At 65.4% G+C, this 20,522-nt stretch carries 23 protein-coding genes; 11 read left to right on the top strand and 12 right to left on the bottom strand.

The window, feature by feature from the left end:
* Positions 1-3 precede the first annotated feature (3 nt).
* Genes BH683_RS27675 through BH683_RS27660 form a run of 4 tightly spaced genes read right to left on the bottom strand, consistent with a single transcriptional unit; the run spans position 4 to position 3,436 of the window.
* Entirely contained in the window at positions 4-777 is a 774-nt protein-coding gene (locus BH683_RS27675) for a metal ABC transporter ATP-binding protein (RefSeq protein WP_084839487.1), read from the bottom strand.
* On the bottom strand, positions 774-1,697 hold the full coding sequence (locus BH683_RS27670) for a metal ABC transporter substrate-binding protein (protein ID WP_084839486.1): 924 nt from the start codon (positions 1,695-1,697) through the stop codon (positions 774-776). Before BH683_RS27670 ends, BH683_RS27675 begins: the two co-directional genes overlap by 4 nt.
* Positions 1,698-1,748: 51 nt before the next feature.
* Positions 1,749-2,534, bottom strand: coding sequence for an alpha/beta hydrolase (locus BH683_RS27665; protein WP_084839485.1), 786 nt, complete (start codon positions 2,532-2,534; stop codon positions 1,749-1,751).
* Positions 2,531-3,436 (bottom strand): LysR family transcriptional regulator, encoded by a 906-nt coding sequence (locus tag BH683_RS27660; protein WP_084839484.1) that lies wholly within the window; start codon positions 3,434-3,436, stop codon positions 2,531-2,533. Before BH683_RS27660 ends, BH683_RS27665 begins: the two co-directional genes overlap by 4 nt.
* Positions 3,437-3,519: 83 nt before the next feature.
* On the opposite strand from BH683_RS27660, the gene BH683_RS27655 reads away from it, so the two are divergent.
* Complete coding sequence (locus BH683_RS27655) at positions 3,520-4,635, top strand: TDT family transporter (protein WP_084839483.1); 1,116 nt, start codon at positions 3,520-3,522, stop codon at positions 4,633-4,635.
* Here the strand turns inward: BH683_RS27655 and nadB are convergent.
* The 3 genes from nadB to BH683_RS27640 are packed head-to-tail and all read right to left on the bottom strand — an operon-like array spanning position 4,632 to position 7,058.
* Positions 4,632-6,152 carry an L-aspartate oxidase gene (nadB, locus tag BH683_RS27650; protein ID WP_084839482.1) on the bottom strand — a complete coding sequence of 507 codons (1,521 nt, stop codon included), beginning with the start codon at positions 6,150-6,152 and terminating at the stop codon, positions 4,632-4,634. The genes BH683_RS27655 and nadB overlap by 4 nt on opposite strands.
* Positions 6,153-6,170: 18 nt before the next feature.
* Positions 6,171-6,647 carry a helix-turn-helix domain-containing protein gene (locus tag BH683_RS27645; protein WP_084839481.1) on the bottom strand — a complete coding sequence of 159 codons (477 nt, stop codon included), beginning with the start codon at positions 6,645-6,647 and terminating at the stop codon, positions 6,171-6,173.
* 51 nt (positions 6,648-6,698) lie between these two features.
* Complete coding sequence (locus BH683_RS27640) at positions 6,699-7,058, bottom strand: VOC family protein (protein ID WP_084839480.1); 360 nt, start codon at positions 7,056-7,058, stop codon at positions 6,699-6,701.
* Between the two features lie 63 nt (positions 7,059-7,121).
* Between BH683_RS27640 and BH683_RS27635 the strand changes: the two genes are divergently transcribed.
* The 4 genes from BH683_RS27635 to BH683_RS27620 all read left to right on the top strand — a co-directional run bounded on the left by BH683_RS27635 (position 7,122) and on the right by BH683_RS27620 (position 10,765).
* Complete coding sequence (locus BH683_RS27635) at positions 7,122-7,835, top strand: hypothetical protein (RefSeq protein ID WP_143696145.1); 714 nt, start codon at positions 7,122-7,124, stop codon at positions 7,833-7,835.
* Between the two features lie 158 nt (positions 7,836-7,993).
* Positions 7,994-8,308 (top strand): metal-sensitive transcriptional regulator, encoded by a 315-nt coding sequence (locus BH683_RS27630; RefSeq protein ID WP_084839639.1) that lies wholly within the window; start codon positions 7,994-7,996, stop codon positions 8,306-8,308.
* Between the two features lie 16 nt (positions 8,309-8,324).
* Positions 8,325-8,528 carry a heavy-metal-associated domain-containing protein gene (locus BH683_RS27625; protein ID WP_084839478.1) on the top strand — a complete coding sequence of 68 codons (204 nt, stop codon included), beginning with the start codon at positions 8,325-8,327 and terminating at the stop codon, positions 8,526-8,528.
* A 5-nt stretch (positions 8,529-8,533) separates the two neighbouring features.
* Positions 8,534-10,765: a heavy metal translocating P-type ATPase gene (locus BH683_RS27620; RefSeq protein WP_084839638.1), complete on the top strand. Its 2,232-nt coding sequence runs from the start codon at positions 8,534-8,536 to the stop codon at positions 10,763-10,765.
* Positions 10,766-10,779: 14 nt separating this feature from the next.
* Here the strand turns inward: BH683_RS27620 and aqpZ are convergent, their stop codons facing one another.
* Positions 10,780-11,562, bottom strand: coding sequence for an aquaporin Z (gene aqpZ, locus BH683_RS27615; protein ID WP_084839477.1), 783 nt, complete (start codon positions 11,560-11,562; stop codon positions 10,780-10,782).
* 212 nt (positions 11,563-11,774) lie between these two features.
* Between aqpZ and BH683_RS27610 the strand changes: the two genes are divergently transcribed.
* Together BH683_RS27610 and BH683_RS27605 are read left to right on the top strand one after the other, a co-directional pair.
* Entirely contained in the window at positions 11,775-12,749 is a 975-nt protein-coding gene (locus tag BH683_RS27610; RefSeq protein ID WP_084839637.1) for a pirin family protein, read from the top strand.
* Between the two features lie 38 nt (positions 12,750-12,787).
* Complete coding sequence (locus tag BH683_RS27605; RefSeq protein ID WP_084839476.1) at positions 12,788-13,153, top strand: GNAT family N-acetyltransferase; 366 nt, start codon at positions 12,788-12,790, stop codon at positions 13,151-13,153.
* A 13-nt stretch (positions 13,154-13,166) separates the two neighbouring features.
* On the opposite strand, the gene BH683_RS27600 is transcribed toward BH683_RS27605, so the two are convergent.
* The gene (locus BH683_RS27600; RefSeq protein ID WP_084839475.1) at positions 13,167-13,493 is read right to left on the bottom strand and encodes an AzlD domain-containing protein; all 327 of its coding nucleotides are present in this window, start codon (positions 13,491-13,493) and stop codon (positions 13,167-13,169) included.
* Entirely contained in the window at positions 13,490-14,182 is a 693-nt protein-coding gene (locus BH683_RS27595) for an AzlC family ABC transporter permease (RefSeq protein ID WP_084839474.1), read from the bottom strand. The genes BH683_RS27600 and BH683_RS27595 overlap by 4 nt, the downstream gene beginning before the upstream one ends.
* Positions 14,183-14,268: 86 nt before the next feature.
* On the opposite strand from BH683_RS27595, the gene BH683_RS27590 reads away from it, so the two are divergent.
* The 3 genes from BH683_RS27590 to BH683_RS27580 all read left to right on the top strand — a co-directional run bounded on the left by BH683_RS27590 (position 14,269) and on the right by BH683_RS27580 (position 17,263).
* Positions 14,269-14,820, top strand: a complete 552-nt coding sequence (locus BH683_RS27590) for an XRE family transcriptional regulator (RefSeq protein ID WP_084839636.1) — start codon at positions 14,269-14,271, stop codon at positions 14,818-14,820.
* Positions 14,821-14,903: 83 nt separating this feature from the next.
* Positions 14,904-15,767: an LLM class flavin-dependent oxidoreductase gene (locus BH683_RS27585; protein ID WP_084839473.1), complete on the top strand. Its 864-nt coding sequence runs from the start codon at positions 14,904-14,906 to the stop codon at positions 15,765-15,767.
* Between the two features lie 44 nt (positions 15,768-15,811).
* Positions 15,812-17,263, top strand: a complete 1,452-nt coding sequence (locus BH683_RS27580) for an FAD-binding protein (RefSeq protein WP_084839472.1) — start codon at positions 15,812-15,814, stop codon at positions 17,261-17,263.
* 6 nt (positions 17,264-17,269) lie between these two features.
* Here BH683_RS27580 and BH683_RS27575 read toward each other — a convergent pair whose 3' ends face one another.
* On the bottom strand, positions 17,270-17,794 hold the full coding sequence (locus BH683_RS27575) for a GtrA family protein (RefSeq protein WP_246833633.1): 525 nt from the start codon (positions 17,792-17,794) through the stop codon (positions 17,270-17,272).
* A gap of 180 nt (positions 17,795-17,974) precedes the next feature.
* Positions 17,975-18,646, bottom strand: coding sequence for a fasciclin domain-containing protein (locus BH683_RS27570; protein ID WP_084839470.1), 672 nt, complete (start codon positions 18,644-18,646; stop codon positions 17,975-17,977).
* Between the two features lie 259 nt (positions 18,647-18,905).
* Here BH683_RS27570 and BH683_RS27565 point away from each other — a divergent pair, with 259 nt between their 5' ends.
* Positions 18,906-20,507, top strand: coding sequence for a molybdopterin-dependent oxidoreductase (locus tag BH683_RS27565; RefSeq protein ID WP_246833632.1), 1,602 nt, complete (start codon positions 18,906-18,908; stop codon positions 20,505-20,507).
* The last annotated feature ends 15 nt before the right edge of the window (positions 20,508-20,522 follow it).

Below are 20,522 nucleotides of genomic sequence, written 5' to 3'. Positions count from 1 at the left end.
GAATCATGGGACCACCTGCCCGTCGAGGACGTCCATCCCGAACGCCCGGGCAAGGACCCGGGGCCGCAGTACTTCCCCGGGAACGTCGTGCATGAGAACCGTTCGCATCAGCAGGACCGCCTCGTCGCAGAAGGTCCCCAGGGAACCGAGATCATGGGTCGAGATCAGGATCGTCTTGCCTTCTGCCGCGAGGGACACGAGCAACCGGATGATCGTCGCCTCGGATTTCTTGTCCACGCCGGCGAACGGCTCGTCGAGCAGCAGTACGTCGGCGTTCTGGGCGATACCCCTGGCCACGAAGGCCCGCTTGCGCTGTCCACCGGAGAGCCTGCCGATCTGCCGGTCCGCCAAATCGGTCAGCTCGACCTGTTCAAGGGCATGCGCCACAGCTTCTTTGTCGGCTTTACGGGCTCGGCGCATGAAGTTCTGGTGGCCGTACCGGCCGGTCATCGCGACCTCACGAACCGAGATCGGGAACGTCCAATCCACGTCCTCGGACTGGGGGACATACGAGATGAGGCCATTGCTCCGGGCCTGCGCCGGGGTGCCTCCCGAGATGGAGACCGACCCGGCATCCGGCTTCACCAGCCCCATGATCGATTTGAACAGCGTCGACTTGCCGGAGCCGTTCATCCCGATGAGACCGCAGATCCGACCGGGCGCGATGTCGATGTCGACGTGTTCGAGGGCGTGCACGTCGCCGTAGTAGACGCTCACGTCTTTGACCGAGATGGCAGGTGGGGCGGGCGACGACGAGGCATTCGACAGAGGGGTCATCGGTTACCACCTTCGGTGAGCGCGTTTACGATCGTGTCCGAGTCATACCGGATGAGATCGAGATAGGTCGGAACGGGGCCGTCGGCTTCGGAGAGCGAGTCGACGTACAGCGTGCCACCGAAGACGGCGTCGGTCGCGCGCTCGACCTGCCGCATCACGGCGTCACTGACCGTCGACTCGCAGAACACAGCGCGGATGTTGTTCTCGCGCACGAAATCGAGGGTCGATTGCAATTGCTTCGAGGTGCCCTGCTGCTCGGCGTTCACCGGCCAGACGAACTTCTCGCGCATCCCGGTGTCGCGGGTGAGGTAGGAGAACGCACCTTCGCAGCTGACCAGCGCCCGGCGCTGCTCAGGGATCGCGGCGAGCTCGGCGACCATCCGGTCGTGCACCTGCTGGAGTTCGGCTTTGTAGTCGTCGGCGTTCTCGCGGTACTCGAGGGCGTGTTCGGGATCGAGGTCGCTCAGGGCTCTGGCGATGTTGTCGACGTAGATCTGCACGTTCAGCGGCGACATCCAGGCGTGGGGATTCGGTTTGCCTGCGCCCGCGTCGCCCGAGATCGGGATCGGGACGACGCCGTCGCTGGCGACGATGTGCTCGGCGTCGAGACGATCGACGAATTGCTTGAACCAGGCCTCGAGGTTGAGCCCGTTGTCGACGATGAGGTCGGCGTCGGCAGCCCGCCGCAGGTCGCCCGGGGTGGGTTCGTACCCGTGGATCTCTGCGCCGGCCTTGGTCACGGACTCGACCCGGACCTTGTCGCCCGCGACGTTGGCGACGATGTCCTGCAAGACCGTGAAGGTGGTCAGAACCGTCAGCCGGGCGTCGTCGCGGTCACGCTTGCCGACACAGGCGCTCAACGTCAGTACGCAGGCAGCGACCAGGAGGATGGCGCCGCTGCGTACAGCTGCTGTTCGCATCCGCTCATCTTAGAGTTCGGGTGTCCGAACTTTCAAGTTCAACCGGTGCGATCAATCTCGCAAGAACTCGGCGACGACCCCGGGCCAGCGGAGTACTTGTCCGGGGGTGTCGGCTGTCATGAGCCGGGCACCCGGAACGGTCTCTGCAAGCGAGCGGGCGCTCGACAACGGATGGCCGTCGTCGCCGGACCACGCGAGCACCAACACCGGGACGTCGATACCGGCAAGGGCAGTGGCAGGGGGCAGGTCCGACAGGGCTGCGCCCCGCAACACCGACGGCAGCAGAGACCCGGGGACCGACGGCGGGGAAGGGCTCTGGACGATTCCGGTCAACACCGGAGGCAGCGGTCCTGCCGCGGCCTGGAAGGCAGCCATTCCCTCGCGCTCGATGAGTGCAGCTCCGTCCCGGTATCCGGCGACATGCCGGGCGCGGGTCTGTCCCGCCGTCGGCGGCGTCGCGAGAACCAGCCGGCGGAACCGGCCCGGTCGGGCGACCGCGGCGTAGAGCAGGGTCGCGGTGCCCATGGAGGCGCCGATACCCGAGACCTGGTCGGTGCCTGCGGTTTCGTCGAGCAGGGCGAGTAGGTCGAGGGCCAGTTCGGGCCACGTGTACTGCTCGGGTGTCGCCTCTCCGGTCGAGTTGCCATGTGCCCGAGCGTCATAACGGATGAGGCGCTGCTCGGCTTCGAGTCGGGACCAGTCGAACGGTCCGGGAGGCTGGGCTCCGGTTGCACTCGCGGTCAGGCCGTGCGCCCAGACCACAGGCGGGCCCGACCCGGACTCGGTCCACGCGAGCCGGGCGCCGCGAACCGTGGAGTAGTGCGGTGCGCCGGTCATCGCTGCGGCCCGTCCTGGGTGGCGAGTTGCACCAGATCTCCTGCAGGGCCGCGTAACCCGCCGTTGCGGTTCCATACCGCCCGCAGCGTGCGGGGCATCCGGACGCCGGTCACCGAGATCTGCACGAGTCGGCCGTCTGCAAGTTCGGGGGTCACGGACAGGCTGGACAGCACTGCGGGAGCATCGGAGCTGAGCACCGCAGCCTTCACCGCGGCGACGGAGGTCAGTTCGAGCAGGGGATCGGCGACCTCGCCGAAGGCGTCTTCAAAGGTGACGCGTGTGCCCGACCCCGGCTCCCGCTGGACCAATGGTGTTCGTGCCAGTTCCTCGGTGGTGATCGCGCGTGCGCCGGCGGCCCAGGGATGTTCGGGTCGGGTGATCACCACCAGCTCGTCATGGCCGACAGTCAGGTTGTCGAGCCGCGAGTCCACGTCGGGGCCCTCGACGAATCCCAGGTCGACGGTGCCGCTCAGTACCTCCCGCGCCACATCCGCTGAGTTCATGGGCCGTACCCTGATGCGGGCCTCTGGATACAGTCGGCGCAGACCCAGCGCCCACGAGGGGATGAGGTATTCGGCGATCGTCATCGATGCCGCGACGGTCAGCGAAGCCCGTTTGGTACCGAGCAGCGATTCGACACCGGCAGAGAACTTCTCGGCTGCATCGAGCAGGCCTGCCGCCCATTCCAGCACGGCTACACCCTCGGTGGTCAGTTCGGTACCCGACGGTGAGCGTCGGAAGAGCACCACGCCGAGTTCGCGCTCCACCGCGTGAACGCGGGAACTGATCGCCTGCTGGCTCAGGTTTTGTTCTCGAGCCGCGGCGCTCATGCTTCCGCTCCGGGCCACCGAGACCACCACGTCCAGTGCGGACAGGTCGGGAACGCGTGCGGGCAACACCATCAGCGCAGGGTACAAGCTGAACTTGTGACATGACAAGGACGAGCCTTCTACCGGCAACAACGCCGGAGCCACACGATTGATGCATGACGCCGAACTGGTTTGCCGCAATCATGGGCACGGGAATCGTGGCCACCTCAGGGGTGGCCCTGCACTCTGACTTCCCGGGTCTGTCCACGGTTACCACCGGCTTCTGGCTGCTCGCGTCGGTGGGGCTCGTGATCGCGACCATCCTGTTCCTGCGGGGACGCCCGGCAGAGCACGCCGACGATCCGAGCATGGCCCATTTCTACGGAGCGCCCGCCATGGCGCTGCTGACCGTCGGAGCCGGAACCATCGAGCTCGGTCCGCAGTTCCTCGGCAACCATGTCGCGGTGTGGGTCGGTGGGCTGCTCTGGCTGGCCGGCACCACGGCCGGACTCTTCACCGCGGTGTGGATCCCGTTTCGGATGATCACCGGGACGCAGAGTGCGCAGTCGGGTGCGATGCCGAGCTGGCTCATGCCGGTCGTCCCGCCGATGGTCTCGGCGGCCACCGGATCGCTGCTGATCCAGCACATCCCGGCGGGCCAACTGCGGCTCGGCGTCCTGGCCGCCTGCTACGGCATGTTCGGCCTGAGTCTGATCGTCGGGCTCCTGACCATCGCAATGGTGTACTCGCGCCTGGTCCATCGGGGTCTGCCCTCGATCGACGTGGCCCCGACGGTCTGGATCATGCTCGGTATGATCGGCCAATCGATCGCCGCCGCAGTGCTTTTGGGTAACGTCTCGGCACTGGTGTTCCAATCCGAGCACGCGTCGATAGCAGCCGGACTCCACATCCTCGGGATCGGCTACGGACTGGTGATGTCCGGTTTCGGACTCTTCATCTTCGTATTGGCGGTGTCCATCACGGTGCACAACGTGCGCCGCGGGATGAGCTTCACCCCTGCCTGGTGGAGCTTCACCTTCCCGATCGGCACCTGCGTCACCGGTTCTGCAGCTCTCGCGTTCGCCACCGACTCCGCGTTGTTGCTCATCGTCGCGGGGGCGCTGTATGTACTGCTGATCCTCGCCTGGCTGATCGTCGCCGCTCGGAGTGCCAAGATGGTTCTCGGACAGACGCTGAAGATGACGGTGCCGGTCGTCCGATTGCGTACCGGCACTGCAACACCCGCGCTCGAACGGAAGACCGGCACCGACGCGCACGCAGTGTCTGTCTAGGCGCCCGGCTCATCTGTACGGTGATGACAACCCCGGGATCGCTTGCGCGCCAACGCCGCATTCACCACGAGCATTGCTGTGACGGTGAGTGCGGCGTCCTCGTGGTCGGTGGCGGTGACCGGTGTACGCCGGGGCGCTGACTGCAGTTGCTCGGCCAAGGTGCTGAGCCCGGCGTGGTCACGGCTGAGCGCAGCCCGGTCGGACATCTGATTCTGCAGTTCACCACGCGGTGCGATGGGGTGTTCGGCGGCTGTCGTGGGTGCATCGCGCGGTCCGGCCTGCCGGCCGGTCCGTCCGATCGCGGCGCCGGCCACGCGTCGTCCCATGACCAAGCCTTCGAGTAAACTGTTGGACGCCAGACGGTTTGCGCCGTGCAGTCCGGTACGGGCCACCTCGCCCGCGGCGTACAGTCCGGGAACCGAGGTGGCTCCCGAGGTGTCTGTGACGATTCCGCCGCACAGGTAGTGGGCGCCGGGTACCACGGGTATGAGGTCGGTGGCCGGATCGATGCCGATCACCTCGACCCCTGCGGTCACGGTGGGGAAACGGCGGGCAAAGTCGCTGATGTGGCGCGCGTCGAGGTAGACGTGTTCGGCACCCGTCCTGGCCATCGCTGCGGTCACCGCGTTCGCGACCACGTCACGCGGTGCGAGGTCGCCGAGAGGATGGACGCCTTCGGTCACCGAATTACCTTCGACGTCAACGAGGTTCGCCCCTTCTCCGCGGAGGGCTTCGGTGATCAGGGTGCGACGGCCTCGGACGCCGGGGCGATAGAGCATCGTGGGGTGGAACTGGATGAATTCCATGTCGGCCACTGCTGCCCCGGCCGCGTGCGCCAGAGCGATGCCGTCCCCGGTCGAACCGAGAGGATTGGTGGTGGCGCGGTACATGTGGCCGGCGCCGCCGGTGGCGAGAACGACGGTGGGAGCGAACACTTCGGCGGTATGACCGTCGCCCGACCCGATACGCAGGCCCACTGCGTCACCGCCTGTGGACAGCACCACCTGCTGGGCATGCGACTCATCGATGACCCGGATCTGCGAATGGGAGAGGGCGCGGGTGGCGAGTGAGCGTTGCACCTGCGCTCCGGTGGCATCTCCTCCTGCGTGGATGACGCGCCGGACGCTGTGTCCGCCTTCCCTGGTGCGCAGGAACCGGCCGTCGGGGCCCCGGTCGAACTGTGCCCCCCAGTCGACGAGGGCCGAGACCGCTGCGAAACCGTCGCCGAGGATCGACGCGGTGGCGACCTCGTCGGTCAATCCGGCGCCGGCGACCACGGTGTCGCGGGCGTGCAGCGCCACCGAGTCCTCGTCGTTGTAGGGCTCGACGACGGCGATACCGCCTTGGGCGAAGTACGTCGCTGTCCCGGGGTCGAGGTCATCGGGGCGCCAGCCGCGCCCTTTGTTGAGGACGATCACGGACAGGCCTGCCTCAGCGGCTGTGACCGCAGCGGTGAGACCGGCGACGCCGGCACCGACCACCACGAGATCAGCACGCAACGCAGCGTCGGCAACCATGGGTGGAAAGTCTATCGGTCAGCGTTTGACCAGTGATATCCGTAGCTCGTCGAGCGGCACCTCGACGCCGTCCGGGGTGGACACCGTCACGTGCACCGGTGCGCCGGTCTTGTCGGAGACCATCTCGAGTGGCTTGCCCTTGGGCTGGCAGTACTTGTCGCCCCACTGCATCAACCCGAACAGGACCGGAACGAGGTCGGCGCCCTTCTCGGTGAGCCGGTACTCGAAACGGGTCCGCTGGCCGGGTTCCTGGTAGGGCGCCTTCTCCAGCAGACCCTCGGCGACGAGGGCTTTGAGCCTCGCGGCGGCGACCGCGTCGCTGACCCCCACCCGCCGCGCGAAGCCGTCGAAGCGGGTGGTGCCGTACATCGATTCGCGCATGATCAGCATCGCGGTCTTGGTGCCGACGACGTCGAGGGCGCGCACGATGGAGCACCGATTCCCAGGAACCCAGCGGTCCAGATCAGCCAGCTTGTCGTCGAGTACTGCAGCCATGACGTCGATGGTACCCGCCCTGGCTAGGGGTGACAGCAGTCAGAAGAACAGTCAGTTCAGCACCAGGCAGAAAGGATGGCCGACCGGATCGAGATAGACGCGGAAGCCCTCGTGCTCCTGACCGTCGACCTTGGTCGCACCGAGTTCGAGAACCTGGGGTTCGGCGGTCTCGAAGTCGGAGACCTGGATGTCGAGATGGAACTGCTGGCTACCGTTCGGGTCGGGGAACTCCGGCGGCACGTAACTGGTGGAGGGTTGGAATGTCAGTTTCGCCTTGCCCAGACCGCAGTCGAGTTCGACCCAGTCGGAATCGCTGGTGTCGAGTTCTCCGCCGAGCAGGTGCTGGTAGAACCGGGCCAACTCCACCGGATTCGGACCGTCAAGTGCAATTGCATTCACGAAACCGATCATCAGTACTCCTCACTCGTGTGTCGACTCGCCACTGGAGCCACTTGAGGACAAGATGTACCCGTGGTGGGCGAATTCGATGCGTGTTGGTCAACGGTAATTGCTGCCGCCGACACGCATGCAGCCTTCGGCGACGCCCCCGACAACGGGTGGGTTCAGCGGTGCCGGTTGGAATCAGGTCACCCCGGGCTCCACGGAAGTGACGCCGGCGCCACGCCGGTGACCGGTCGCAGGCTGTGGCTGCAGTGGGTCGACGAGGTCTCGGGCCACCGGTTGATCGAGCTGTCCCCGTGTCCCGGTACGGACGGTGCCGACTCCGGATGTGCCCTCTTCGCCGACCACGGCGGACCCCACAGGTTCGTTCCCACGTCGTCGACCCTCACGTTCGGTACCCACTACGAACCGGAGACCGTCGTCGGTCGCAACGGCTCTAGCCGGGGCAGTTCAGTGGTGACCGCTCGCGAGCCCGAAGCACCCGCGCCGCCCCGGCGACGCGCCACTGCACAATCCCGGCCGTCCGTTCCCGAGGCTGCTTCCGAGTCCGCGGATGAACAGGTGGGCACCGGACGTCGATCGAGGCACCTCGACGACTCGCAGCAATCATCCGACGATGAGACGCCGCAGAGTCCCCCGCCGGGTGCGTCCGGGAGGGCGCGGACGCGCCGGGCCGCAAACAAGACTCCTGATGCCGTACCCACCGTCGACGAGGCGCTACTTGCCGTCGCGGAAGCCCTGGCCGAGCTGGCCAGGGCAATCCGTCACCGCGACGAGAACATCTAGCCCCGGATCGCCCCCGGATCCATCCCCGTGGCAGCCCGTCGAGGGCATTGTGCCCTCGGCGGGTCCTGTCGCGTCCGGATGTGGAACTCACGATCGCCGGTGGCATCTAATACCCTAGGGGGGTATGGTAGCTGTCAGGCGCCGAACGAGGAGTGATCATGGCCGACGAACAGCAGGAACACGAGCAGCACCACCACGGCTATATCCACCGCAAGGAGGACTACCTCAAGCGGTTGCGCCGGATCGAGGGGCAGGCCCGAGGGCTCCAGAAGATGGTCGAAGAAGAGAAATATTGCATCGACATCCTGACCCAGGTGTCCGCGATGACGAAGGCGCTCCAAGCTGTCAGTCTGGGGCTCCTCGAGGAGCACATGTCCCACTGCGTGATCGACGCGGCCCGCGAGAGTGACGAGGCCGGTCAGGCGAAGGTCAAAGAGGCCACCGAGGCGATAGCCCGGTTGGTCCGTTCATAGAAGGGGAGAACGCGAGATGAGTGCAGTCACGTACACGGTGGTGGGGATGACCTGCCAACACTGCGTCGCGTCGGTCACCGAAGAGGTCGGCGAGGTGCCCGGGGTCGATCGGGTCGATGTCGACCTGGAATCCGGTGGTCTGAGCGTTCAGGCCACCGAACCCGTTGCACGCGAACAGATCGAGGCCGCGGTCATCGAGGCCGGATACCGGTTGGCGTGAGGGTGATGGCCACTGCGGCGCCACAGGCGCACATAGATCTCGAGATCGGTGGCATGACGTGCGCGTCCTGCGCCAACCGAATCGAACGCAAACTGAACAAACTCGACGGGGTCGATGCAACGGTCAACTACGCGACCGAGAAGGCCAGCGTCCGTTACGCCGACCCGATCGACACCGCCGCGCTCATCGCCACGGTCGAGGCCGCCGGCTATTCGGCGACGCCTCCGGCGAGAGCCGCTGACGAAGATTCGCCCGATGAGACCACGAAAGACGTTGAACTGCGGTCCCTTCGGCACCGCACCGTGGTGAGCGCCGCGCTGTCTCTGCCGGTCATCGCGATGGCGATGATCCCGGCGCTGCAATTCGACAACTGGCAATGGCTGTCGCTGACCCTTGCCGCGCCGGTGGTGGTGTGGGGCGGCTGGCAGTTTCATCGTGCTGCCGCCATCAATGCCCGGCACGGCGCCGCGACCATGGACACCCTGGTCTCGGTCGGTACCTTTGCCGCACTCGGCTGGTCGCTCTACGCTCTCTTCTTCGGATCCGCCGGGGATCCGCAGATCGCCCATGGCGCAATGGATATGGGCGGCACCGACGGAACCGCGAACATCTATCTGGAAGCGGCGGCGGGTGTCACCACGTTCATTCTCGCCGGCCGCTACTTCGAGATGCGTTCGAAGCGGCGGGCAGGTGCGGCGTTGCGCACCTTGCTCGGACTCGGCGCCAAGGATGTGACGCTCCTGACCAGCGGTGCCGAAAGGCTGGTGCCCATCGAGCAACTCGCGGTCGGGGATCTGTTCGTCGTGCGGCCGGGTGAGCGCATCGCCACCGACGGCGTGATCGAAAGCGGGAGCTCTGCGGTCGACGCCTCGATGCTGACCGGTGAGGCAATCCCGGTCGAGGTCAACCCGGGCGACAACGTGGTCGGGGCGACCGTCAATGCCGGTGGACGGGTTGTCGTGCGGGCGAGCCGAATCGGCGCCGACACCCAGCTCGCCCAGATGGCCCAATTGGTGGAGCAGGCGCAGACGGGTAAGGCGCGCGTACAGCGACTCGCCGACCGGATCTCGGGCGTGTTCGTGCCGATCGTCATCGCGCTTGCCCTCGGCACTCTGGCGGTCTGGCTCCTGCTCGGATACGGGGCAACCGACGCTTTCACCGCCGCGGTCGCCGTCCTGATCATCGCCTGCCCGTGTGCGCTGGGTCTGGCCACGCCGACCGCGCTGATGGTCGGCACCGGTCGCGGCGCGACGATGGGTGTGCTCATCAAGGGGCCTGAGGTGCTCGAGTCGACCCGGCAGGTGGACACCATCGTGCTCGACAAGACCGGAACGGTCACCACCGGGCAGATGGTCTTGACGGACGTGACCGTGGCCGACGGCGAGGAACACGACCATGTCGTCGCGATGGCCGGAGCTGTCGAGGACGCGTCAGAGCATCCGATCGCGCGGGCCGTCGCCGACGGGGCTCGGCAGCGCGTTGGCGCTCTGCACCCGGTGACCGACTTCTCGAACACTGCGGGTCTCGGGGTGCGCGGTACGGTCAGCGGTGTCGAGGTGCTGGTAGGACGGCCGAAGCTGCTGACGGACAGCGGTTTCGAGCTGCCGGCCGAGCTCGAGGCCGCACTCGGACAAGCCGGTGCGGCGGGATACACAGCAGTGGTCATCGGTTGGGACAAGCGGATTCGCGGAGTGCTGGTGGTGGCCGATGAGGTGAAGTCGACGTCGAAGCAGGCGGTGGCCGAACTCAAGGGACTCGGCCTGACGCCGGTGCTCCTGACCGGCGATCACGAGACGGTGGCGACAACTGTTGCGGTGCGGGTCGGTATCGAGACCGTGATCGCGGAGGTGCTGCCTGCCGACAAGGTCGACGTGGTCAAACGACTGCAGGCAGAGGGCAGAACAGTCGCGATGGTCGGCGACGGGGTCAATGACGCTGCGGCACTGGCCCAGGCCGATCTCGGACTCGCGATGGGCACCGGGACCGATGCGGCCATCGAGGCAAGTGACATCACCCTGGTCCGCGGGGACCTGCGCGCGGCGGGCGATGCCATCAGGCTGTCCCGGGCCACGCTACGCACCATCAAGGGCAATCTGTTCTGGGCCTTCGGCTACAACGTGGCGGCAATTCCGTTGGCCGCCGCAGGACTGCTCAGTCCCATGATCGCCGGTGCGGCGATGGCACTGTCGTCGGTGTTCGTCGTCGGAAACAGTCTGCGCTTGCGCCGGTTTCGGTGAGTGGGCTTGCCGGTCTACGTCGGAACCGGCGGATTCGGGATCTGGTCGAGCTCGGGCTCGCCGGCGCCCTTGGCGAACACCAGGGGATAGAGAATGCCGGCGATCACCGCACCGAGGATCGGCGCCAGCCAGAACAACCAGAGCTGACCGGGGGCCCCGTTCCCGTTGAAGAATGCGACGGCAGTCGATCGGGCCGGGTTCACCGACGTGTTCGTGATCGGAATGCTGATGAGATGGATCAGGGTCAGTGTCAGGCCGATCGCGATGCCCGCGATGCCCGCCGGTGCGCGGGTGTCGGTGGCGCCGAGGATCACGATGACGAAGATCGCCGTGAGGACGACTTCGGTTATCAGGGCAGCCAAGAGCGTGTAACCGGACGGAGAATGGTCACCGAACCCGTTCGCGGCCATGTTGCCCTCGGCTTCGAAACCGTCTTTGCCTTTGGCGATGACCAGAATGACAACGCCGGCGATCAGGCCGCCGATCACCTGCACCACGATGTACCCCGGTACGTCTTTCCAGTCGAAGCGTTTCGCCAGCGCGGCCCCGACGGTGACCGCGGGATTGAAATGACCGCCCGATATGTGGCCGAGTGCATAGACACCGGTCAGAACGGTGAGACCGAAGGCGATCGACACACCGAGGAAACCGACACCCACCTGGAAGCTCGTTCCGGTGTCATCGTCTTGGGCAATGGACTTGGCGGCGAATACGGCAGTACCGCAGCCGCCCAGAACCAGCCAGAACGTGCCCAGCGCTTCCGCAGCCAGCTTCTGGACGGTGGTCGGAGAGGACATGTGGGTTATACCTCCATCAATGGGACGTGCCGGGTATCGCCGAATAGAGTGATGGCAGCAGTGCAGCGCTCATGATGAACACTGGTGAATCCGCTGTTGCCATGCCGAAAGTATTACCACCGTGACCGCCGATTCGTTCGTCCGATTGCAAATTGAAATGTCACGGATCGAGAAAGGTGGCCGATCGTGCCGATGATTGCGGTGTCATACCGATGAGCAATGTTGTGGATGGTCCTGAAATCGATTGTCTACCTGTTCCCGGTGATCCGGACAGGGTGCAGATCCTGACGTCGCGAAACGTTCCGCTGGGTGGCCCGCGGGCGATGGTGGTCCACCGCACTCTGCCCCAGCGGGCCCGTTCCCTGATCGGGGCGTGGTGCTTCGCAGACCACTACGGACCGGCAGATGTCAGTGAAACCGGTGGAATGGACGTACCCCCGCACCCGCATACCGGCCTGCAAACAGTCAGTTGGCTTTTCGAGGGTGAGATCGAGCATCGCGACAGCCTCGGCGAACACGCGATGGTGCGGCCCGGTGAGGTCAATCTGATGACAGCGGGTCACGGCATCTGCCATTCCGAGGTGTCGACAGCCGACACCTCGATTTTGCACGGCGTGCAGCTCTGGGTGGCGATGCCGGATGACGCACGTGACTCGGAGCGTCGATTCGAGCATTTCGTACCGGAACCCTTCTGGGTCGAAGGCGGGCGCGTGAGTGTGTTCATCGGGGAGTTGCTCGGCAGAACCTCACCGGTCTCGACGTTCACCCCTCTGGTGGGTGCGCAGATCGACCTCGATGCCGGGTCGTCGTTGACCATCCCGGCGCAGGCCGATTTCGAATACGGAATCCTCGTCGATCAGGGAACGGTCAGCGTCGAGGGTTCCGAGGTCGCCCGAACAGTGATGGGATATGTGGGTGTGGGCCACGGTCAGCTCACCGTGCAGAGTTCAGACGACAGTCCTGCGCGACTGATTCTGCTGGGCGGCAAACCTTTTGAAGAAGAGCTGGTGATGTGGTGGAACTTCGTCGGACGCAGTCACGAGGAGATCGTGACGTACCGGCAACAATGGCAGGATCATTCGGAACGTTTTGGTGAGGTGGCCGGATACACGGGTCACGTCGATCGTCTGCCCGCACCGACTCTGCCGAACACCAGGATCAAGCCGCGCTCCGGACCTCGCGCATGAGCCCGGAATAGTGGAAACAGGAAGGCGGTTGAGCAGGCATGACGCAAAACAGTGAGGCATTGACGGACAAGACCGGTGCGGCGGTCACCGTGGCGCCGGATCCGGCGGAGCGCCGGTACACGGTCTCGGTGGACGGCCAGGTCGCCGGATTCACCCAGTACGCAGACCGGACCGCGGCGGGGTCGAGTCAGCGCGTTTTCTACCACACAGAGGTCGATGAAGCCTTCGGTGGCCGCGGTCTGGCCACCATCCTTGTGAAGCAGGCCCTCGATGATGTTCGTGCACAGGGGAAACGGATCGTAGGGGTGTGCCCATTGGTGGCGGCCTACCTCAAGAAGCATCCGGAATACTCCGACATCACCGACCCGGTCACCAAAGACGTTCTCACCTGGCTAGGGGTCTGAGCCCGGCGACGGATCAGGGCATACCGGCCAGTCGCAGCAACGCGGCGGTGCCGGCTGCGGCGAGCACCACGACGACGAACGGTGCTCTCCGCCACGCGAGGACGCCGCCGACGGCGACGCCGAGAATCCTCGCCGGGGTTGCGATGTCGCCTCCGTCGGTGAAGGTCGAGGTGGCGACGAGCGCGGCGAGCAGGACGACGGTGCCGGCGGTGGTGAGCTGTTGCAGGCGGTCCGGCAGCGTCCACCGTGCGGCGAGCACCGGTCCGGCGAACCGGAATGCGTACGTGCCTACGGCCAGCACGGCAATGCCTGCAAGCAGGACGGGGACAGATGTGGTCATGAGTGGACCACCGGTCTCGGACGCCGGAGGGGCATGGTCAGCACCAGAGCCGACAACGCCAGCAAGATCGGGACGCCGGGGGGCAGCAGCGGCGAGACGGCGACCGCGATCACTGCTCCGACGGCCGCCGCGCACCGGGTCGCGCGCTCTTTGAGTGACGGCAGGATCAAGGCGAGCAGTACAGCCGGGAACGCGGCATCGAGCCCGAACGCGTCGGTATCGCTGACGAGCGTCCCGCCGAGCGCACCGGCGACCACCCCCAGGTTCCATGCGAGGAAGAGGCCGCCCCCACAGAGCCAGTAGACCGAACGGCGTTCGTGCGAGGCAGTTTTCGACAGGGTGAACGCGACGGATTCATCGACCATCAGATGTGATCCGACGAGCCTGCTAGCGAGGGAGGTCCCGAGGACGTCGCCGAGGGAGAACCCGAACAGTATGTGGCGGGCGTTCGCGAGTAGCCCGGCCGACACGGCAGCGACGATGCCGCCGCCGGCGGCGATGATGGCGACGAACGCGAACTGGGACGCGCCGGCAAAGACGACGATCGACATCAGCAGCGGCATCCACAAGGGAAGTCCACTGCTGACGGCGATGGCACCGAAGGAGAGGCCGACGACGGAGATCGCCGCGCACACCAACGCGATGTCGCGAGTGAGTTGTGGGTCGAGTGTTCGCCATATCGAACGCATGACCAAAATAATGGACCATGGCTGTTGCGTTCGTCAAGCCGAACGACCGGTAGTCTGTGTCGAACGCATCGATCGAGAGGTCCAACATGAGCGGCGCACCTTTACAGGCGATCGCGACAGCATTACAGCGGGAACGAAAGCGCGCCGGACTGTCGCTCGCCGAGGTGGCCCGGCGAGCCGGGGTCGCGAAATCCACCCTGTCGAGCCTGGAGGCGGGAAACGGCAACCCGAGTGTGGAGACGCTCTGGGCGCTCAGTACGGCACTCGATGTTCCCTTTGCGCACCTGGTACAGCCGCCGATGCCGCGTGTGCAGGTGATCCGCGCAGGGGAGGGTCCCGGAGTCTTCTCGGAACGGTCCAATTACCTGGCCACCTTGCTGGCCTCGTGTCCACCCAACGCACGACGCGATATCTACCTCATAACGGCACAGCCGGGGGAGCCCCGCGAAGCCGATCCGCACGCGACCGGCGTGGTGGAGCACGTGGTTCTCAGCGCGGGGCGGGCTCTGGTCGGATTGACCGACGAACCGGTCGAACTCGAGCCCGGTGACTACATCAGCTACCCGGGGGACCTTCCACACATTTTCAAGGCGCTGGTCCCGGACTGCAGTGCGGTGCTGATCTCCGAACACATCTGAGTCCTCCTCGGCGATGAGTTGTCATGGGCGCTCTGGTCCATATGGGTGAACGTGAATTACATGGACCGTGAGGAGGTACCTCGATGGCGGCACCTCGCCGCGGTGTCGGTCTGCCGACCTTTGGCCCGCTGGCCGGCCCCGAGTCGGTGTCCCTCATCGCCCGCACCGCCGATGACCTCGGACTCGACGGCGTTTCCGCCACCGATCGGCTGCTGCTGCCCGCCGACCCCGGCCCGGTGGGCAGGCCTTGTCAGTTGCCGATGCCCGTCTGGGATCCGATCGAGATGCTGACGTGGGCGGCGGCGCATACGACGCGCGTCCGGCTGGCGACGACGGTCATCCATTCGCTGTTTCAGCCCCCGGTGGCGCTTGCCCGCCGGCTCGCGACACTCGACCGGCTCAGCGGGGGCAGGTTACTGGTCGGCATCGGCCAGGGATGGACACCGCACGAGCATGAGGCCGCAGGCGTGGCGATGTCGTCGCGAGGAGAGCAGTTCGTAGAGCACCTGGAGCTGATGCGTGACTGCTGGCGGGCGGGACCGGTGTCCCATGCCGGCGACTTCTACGACCTGAGATCGAGTTGGGTCGAACCCAAGCCGGTACAGGATCGGCTCCCGGTGTTCATCGCAGCGGTGACCCCGGCCGGGATCGCGCAGGCCGCTGCGATCGCAGACGGCTTCATGTTCCCCGTGACCTGCTGGGATGCTGCACGTGATGCGATTCGGGGATACCGCGAGGCGGGAGGGAGTGGACCGATCGCGCTGCGACTCAATCCGATCCGGGACCGACGCGATCACGCTCTCGAGAGGTTCTCCGAGACGTTGTCCGCCGACTTCGGCCGGGCCCTGGCTCTCGGCGCCGACGAGGTGCACTGGGAGTTCAACCAGTCGTCGATGACTTTGGCCGATCAGTGTAAGGCCATGGCACTCATCGCTGAAATGGCCTAAATTAGAACGAGTTCTAGTTTGGGTCGCGTCAGTGAGGAAATGTGATGAAGGCAGAGTTGCCCGAGGTAGTGCCCGTTTCGGACGTCGACGCGTGGACCGATGAGGTCGACGTCTTGGTGGTCGGATGCGGTGTCTCCGGCGGCAGCGCCGCGGTGGCGGCGGCGACCGACGGGGCAAAGGTGCTCGTCCTCGAACGCGCTGCTGTCGCCGGTGGCACCTCGTCGATGGCCGGTGGTCACTTCTACCTCGGCGGCGGGACCGCTGTGCAGAAGGCGACCGGGCATGAGGATTCGCCCGAGGAGATGGAGAAGTATCTGCTCTCGGTCTCCCGCGACCCCGAACCCGAGAAGATCCACGCGTACAGCCACGGCAGCGTCGAGCACTTCGACTGGCTCGAGTCGCTGGGATTCGAGTTCGAGCGTAGCTATTACCCCGAGAAGGCCGTCATCCAGCCGGAGACGCAGGGTCTGATGTACACCGGCAATGAGAAGGTTTGGCCGTTCTGTGAACAGGCCGTGCCCGCTCCCCGTGGACACAAGGTCCCGGTGAAGGGCGACCTCGGCGGTGCCGGCATGGTGGTCGATCTGCTCGTCAAACGCCTCGCGGAGTTGGGTACCGAGATCCGGTTCGAAACAGGTGCCCGCAACCTGGTCGTCGATCAGTCCGGTGCCGTGGTCGGCGTGAAGTGGAAGCGCCTGCAAGACACCGGCTTCATCAAGGCGAAGGCCGTGGTCATCGCGGCGGGCGGTTTCGTGATGAACGAGTCGATGGTCGCCGAATTCGTTCCACAGATGTCCGAGAAGCCGTACACGCTGGGCAGCACCTACGATGACGGGCTCGGTATCCGCCTCGGCGCATCCGTGGGCGCCGCACTCAAGCACATGGATCAGCCCTTCGTCACCGCCCCTATTTATCCTCCGTCGATCTTGCTGACGGGCATTGCCGTCAACAAGGACGGAAACCGATTCGTCAACGAGGATTCGTATCACTCGAGGACGTCGGCGTTCGTGATGGAGCAACCGGACGCGATCGCCTATCTGATCGTCGACGAGGCGCACCTGGAGCGACCCGAGTTCCCTCTTGCGCCGCTCATCGACGGCTGGGAAACGGTCGCAGAGATGGAATCGGCGTTGGGGATTCCGGCGGGCAACCTGGCGAAGTCGCTCGACCGCTACAACGACAACGCTGCTCGAGGCGAGGATCCCGACTTCAACAAGCGGCCGGAGTGGCTCGCACCGCAGGACAGCGGCCCGTGGGGCGCGTTCGACCTGTCGCTGGGCAAAGCCATGTACGCGGGTTTCACGATGGGCGGCGTGGCGACGTCGGTCGACGGTGAAGTCCTCACGGAGGCAGGCGACGTGGTGCCGGGTCTCTACGCGGCGGGTGCGGGTGCTGCGAACATCGCCCAGGACGGTAAGGGTTACGCGAGCGGCACACAGCTGGGTGAGGGGTCGTTCTTCGGTCGGCGGGCGGGGCGCCACGCAGCGGCACGCTGAGCCACGCTAGGAGGAGACCGAGACTTCTTCCTGAGCTATCTGGCGTTGACGGGCCCGGACGAACACATGGCGGAAGGTCAGGAACCTCACCGCAGTGGCTATGAGATTGACCGTCATCAGTACGACGAGCTCGAGGCGGCTCGAGGGATGCTCGGAGATCTGGTGCAACGCCATCAGGGACAGTGCGCTGAGTGCTGCGCCGAAGCCGAACACCAGGATGCCCTGCACGTGATGCACGAGCAGACGATGGCCACCGCGCAGCGCAAACGTGAACGCGCGGTTGGCCGCGGTGTTGAGGATGGCTGCGATGAGCATCGAGACGAAGTTCGCGGCCTGAGCGCCCATCAGCGGATGAAGGCTCAGATACATCAGTGCGTACGCCGTCGTGCAGAGGATGCCTACAGCACAAAAACGCAAGACCTGGGTCGACAAGGGCTTACGTAGTAATTCGACGAGAAATTGCCGCCGGGCAGGATCTCGCGCCGCCTCAGCGGTCTCGATCTCGTCTCCGGGGACCGGGCCTACCGTCACACCCACCACGATATGGCAGGACCCCCCAAAATGTGTTATCGCCCCGGCCGGTGGCCGGGGCGATAACTTCTATCTTTGCTTCACCAAAGTAGCGACTCGAGTCGGGACGGTCGGTCGGGGGGTGTACCGCCCCGACCCGAGTCTTGATCTACCCCAGATGCTGATTCTCGCAGTCGCGGATTACGCGGCCGGAGGCGTCAGCACCGTGTCGATGAGGTAGACGGTTGCGTTGGCGGTTTTCACACCACCACAGACCACGGAGGCGTCCTGGACCTTGAGGGTGTCGACCGGGCCGGCGACGGTGACGGTGCCACCTTCGACGGTGGCGTGGTCGCCGATGACCTGCTCAGGGGTGAGCTGGCCGGGAACAACGTGGTAGGTCAGGATCTTCGTCAGGGTCGCGCTGTCGGTCTTGAGGGACTCGACGGTCGCCGGCGGAAGCTTGGCGAAGGCGTCGTCGGTCGGGGCGAACACCGTGAACTCGCCACCGTTGAGGGTGTCGACCAGGTTGACGTCGGGGTTGAGTCCGCCCGACACCGCTGCGGTCAGGGTCTTGAGCAGCGGGTTGTTGCCCGCGGCGGTGGCCACGGGGTCGGCAGCCATGCCGTCGACCGAGCCTGCGCCGCTCGGGTTTGCCTCGGCGTATGCGGCACATCCCGGTCCGACGAGGGTGGCGGGCTCCATCGAAGTGCTTGAATCCGAGGACATCTCGGAGGAGGTCATCGGAGCCGAGGTCGCGGCACTGGACGAAGAGGAGTCGGAGCTGTCGTCGGAACAACCTGCTACGAGGCCGATTGCCAAGCCAACGCTCGCCACTGTCACTGCGACGCGCTGAATTCGTTTGAGAGCCATGTTCGCTGTCCTATCGATTGCTGTCGGTCTACTTCACGGTGTGGGCGACGGTGCCGTTGCTCTGACTCGAGCTCCGGTTTCTGTCGATCACTTGGTCGATCACTGCAGGTTCGGAGCTGTGCGCCGAGCGGATGGGTATGGACCGAAAAGATTTTTGGCGAGTTCGCCGAGCCATCCGGAAGGCCGACGACTCCGAATCCCCTTCGTTATCAACACTTGCCAGTGCGTTACCCAATCGAGATCTTAGAAGGGCTGAGGAATGCGAACAGCAGCGATGGCCCGCAACGGGCTCGCGGGCCTGATTGCGGTGGGTGCCGGGCTGGCTGCCGGCGAGCTGGCGGCAGCCGCCGTCTCGTCTTATGCCTCTCCGTTCTATGCCGTGGGTTCTTTCCTGGTGGATCGTGCCCCGGCTCCGGTGCGCGAGTTCGCCATCGACACGTTCGGCACCAACGACAAGCCGGTCTTGTTGTGGGGCATAGCAATTGCTGTACTGGTGCTCGCGGTCATCGCAGGTATCGCCGAACGCCGCACCGTACCGATCGGGTCTGCGTTGATCGTCGCTTTCGGTGCCTTCGGAGTGCTGGCCGCGCTTCATCGACCGACCTCTGACATGTGGTACGCCGCACCGTCATTGATTGCTGCCGTAGTAGGCATCGTCGTTCTTCGCGGTCTCCGTGGCTTCTTGTGGAGTGGATCCTCGCCGGGTGGACGGGTGAGGGGTTCGGCCACCCGGCAACAGGCTGATCCGAACAGCGACGCGGCGGGAGAGAAGCCGCAGTCCGATGGAAACCGCGATCTGTCGAGAAGGCAGTTCGGTGTCGCTGCCGGTGTGATTGCGGCCGTCTCGGTGGCCGGGGCATTCATCGGGAGGCAGGTGTCGACCATGGGCGATGTCGTCGCCGACCGGAAGCGAGTCCGGCTGCCGCGGCCGAGCCGGGCGGCAGCACCGATCCCTGCGGGTACCGAGGTCGAGATCGATGGCATCACGCCCTTCCTGACGAACAACGCCGACTTCTATCGCATCGACACCGCGCTCCAGGTTCCGAAGCTGACGACGGGCGAGTGGAAACTCCGGATCCACGGGATGGTCGACAACGAGATCACCCTCGATTGGGACGACCTGATGGACATGCAGGCGCAGGAGAAGATCGTCACCCTCACCTGTGTCTCGAATGAGGTCGGCGGCAATCTGGCAGGCACCGCCCGCTGGATCGGTTACCCGATGAAATCAATTCTCGAGCGCGCCGGGGTACAGGACGACGCCGACATGCTCTTCTCCACCAGCGTCGACGGCTGGACCTCGGGCACTCCGCTCGACGACGTCACCGATGGTCGTGACGCGATGCTCGTCATCGGGATGAACGGAGAACCGTTACCCCTCGAGCACGGGTATCCCGTGAGGCAGGTGGTTCCCGGCCTGTACGGATACGTCTCTGCCTGCAAGTGGGTGGTCGACTGGGAGATCACGAGGTTCGACAAGGCCGAGGCCTACTGGACGAAACGGAACTGGGGCGTGAAGGGCCCGATCAAGACCGCATCCCGGATCGACAGGCCCGAGGGTCTTTCCAGGCATCCCGTCGGAGATGTGGTCATCGCGGGCACCGCGTGGGCGCAGCACCGCGGTATCGCCAAGGTCGAGGTGCGGGTGGACAAAGGGCCGTGGAACGTCGCGACCCTCGCTCCCGAGTACACGAATGACACCTGGCGGCAATGGTTCTGGACCTGGCCCGCAACCGCAGGACAACACACTGTCTACTGTCGCGCCACCGATGTGACGGGGGCGGTGCAACCCGAGGAGAGGGTTGCTCCGATACCCGATGGGGCGACCGGCTGGCACAACCGAGTGTTCCGGATTGAGTAGGTGTTCTGATGACTA

Source organism: Williamsia sp. 1138, assembly GCF_002095435.2.
Lineage (GTDB): Bacteria > Actinomycetota > Actinomycetes > Mycobacteriales > Mycobacteriaceae > Williamsia.
Note: the sequence above shows the minus strand (reverse complement) of the source record. Positions and strands in the feature narration are given on the sequence as shown.

Coding starts and splice junctions, on each gene's coding strand:
- BH683_RS27675 (WP_084839487.1), bottom strand. CDS start 777: ATGACCCCTCTGTCGAATGCCTCGTCGTCGCCCGCCCCACCTGCCATC.
- BH683_RS27670 (WP_084839486.1), bottom strand. CDS start 1,697: ATGCGAACAGCAGCTGTACGCAGCGGCGCCATCCTCCTGGTCGCTGCC.
- BH683_RS27665 (WP_084839485.1), bottom strand. CDS start 2,534: ATGACCGGCGCACCGCACTACTCCACGGTTCGCGGCGCCCGGCTCGCG.
- BH683_RS27660 (WP_084839484.1), bottom strand. CDS start 3,436: ATGGTGTTGCCCGCACGCGTTCCCGACCTGTCCGCACTGGACGTGGTG.
- BH683_RS27655 (WP_084839483.1), top strand. CDS start 3,520: ATGACGCCGAACTGGTTTGCCGCAATCATGGGCACGGGAATCGTGGCC.
- nadB (WP_084839482.1), bottom strand. CDS start 6,152: ATGGTTGCCGACGCTGCGTTGCGTGCTGATCTCGTGGTGGTCGGTGCC.
- BH683_RS27645 (WP_084839481.1), bottom strand. CDS start 6,647: ATGGCTGCAGTACTCGACGACAAGCTGGCTGATCTGGACCGCTGGGTT.
- BH683_RS27640 (WP_084839480.1), bottom strand. CDS start 7,058: ATGATCGGTTTCGTGAATGCAATTGCACTTGACGGTCCGAATCCGGTG.
- BH683_RS27630 (WP_084839639.1), top strand. CDS start 7,994: ATGGCCGACGAACAGCAGGAACACGAGCAGCACCACCACGGCTATATC.
- BH683_RS27625 (WP_084839478.1), top strand. CDS start 8,325: ATGAGTGCAGTCACGTACACGGTGGTGGGGATGACCTGCCAACACTGC.
- BH683_RS27620 (WP_084839638.1), top strand. CDS start 8,534: ATGGCCACTGCGGCGCCACAGGCGCACATAGATCTCGAGATCGGTGGC.
- aqpZ (WP_084839477.1), bottom strand. CDS start 11,562: ATGTCCTCTCCGACCACCGTCCAGAAGCTGGCTGCGGAAGCGCTGGGC.
- BH683_RS27610 (WP_084839637.1), top strand. CDS start 11,775: ATGAGCAATGTTGTGGATGGTCCTGAAATCGATTGTCTACCTGTTCCC.
- BH683_RS27605 (WP_084839476.1), top strand. CDS start 12,788: ATGACGCAAAACAGTGAGGCATTGACGGACAAGACCGGTGCGGCGGTC.
- BH683_RS27600 (WP_084839475.1), bottom strand. CDS start 13,493: ATGACCACATCTGTCCCCGTCCTGCTTGCAGGCATTGCCGTGCTGGCC.
- BH683_RS27595 (WP_084839474.1), bottom strand. CDS start 14,182: ATGCGTTCGATATGGCGAACACTCGACCCACAACTCACTCGCGACATC.
- BH683_RS27590 (WP_084839636.1), top strand. CDS start 14,269: ATGAGCGGCGCACCTTTACAGGCGATCGCGACAGCATTACAGCGGGAA.
- BH683_RS27585 (WP_084839473.1), top strand. CDS start 14,904: ATGGCGGCACCTCGCCGCGGTGTCGGTCTGCCGACCTTTGGCCCGCTG.
- BH683_RS27580 (WP_084839472.1), top strand. CDS start 15,812: ATGAAGGCAGAGTTGCCCGAGGTAGTGCCCGTTTCGGACGTCGACGCG.
- BH683_RS27570 (WP_084839470.1), bottom strand. CDS start 18,646: ATGGCTCTCAAACGAATTCAGCGCGTCGCAGTGACAGTGGCGAGCGTT.
- BH683_RS27565 (WP_246833632.1), top strand. CDS start 18,906: ATGCGAACAGCAGCGATGGCCCGCAACGGGCTCGCGGGCCTGATTGCG.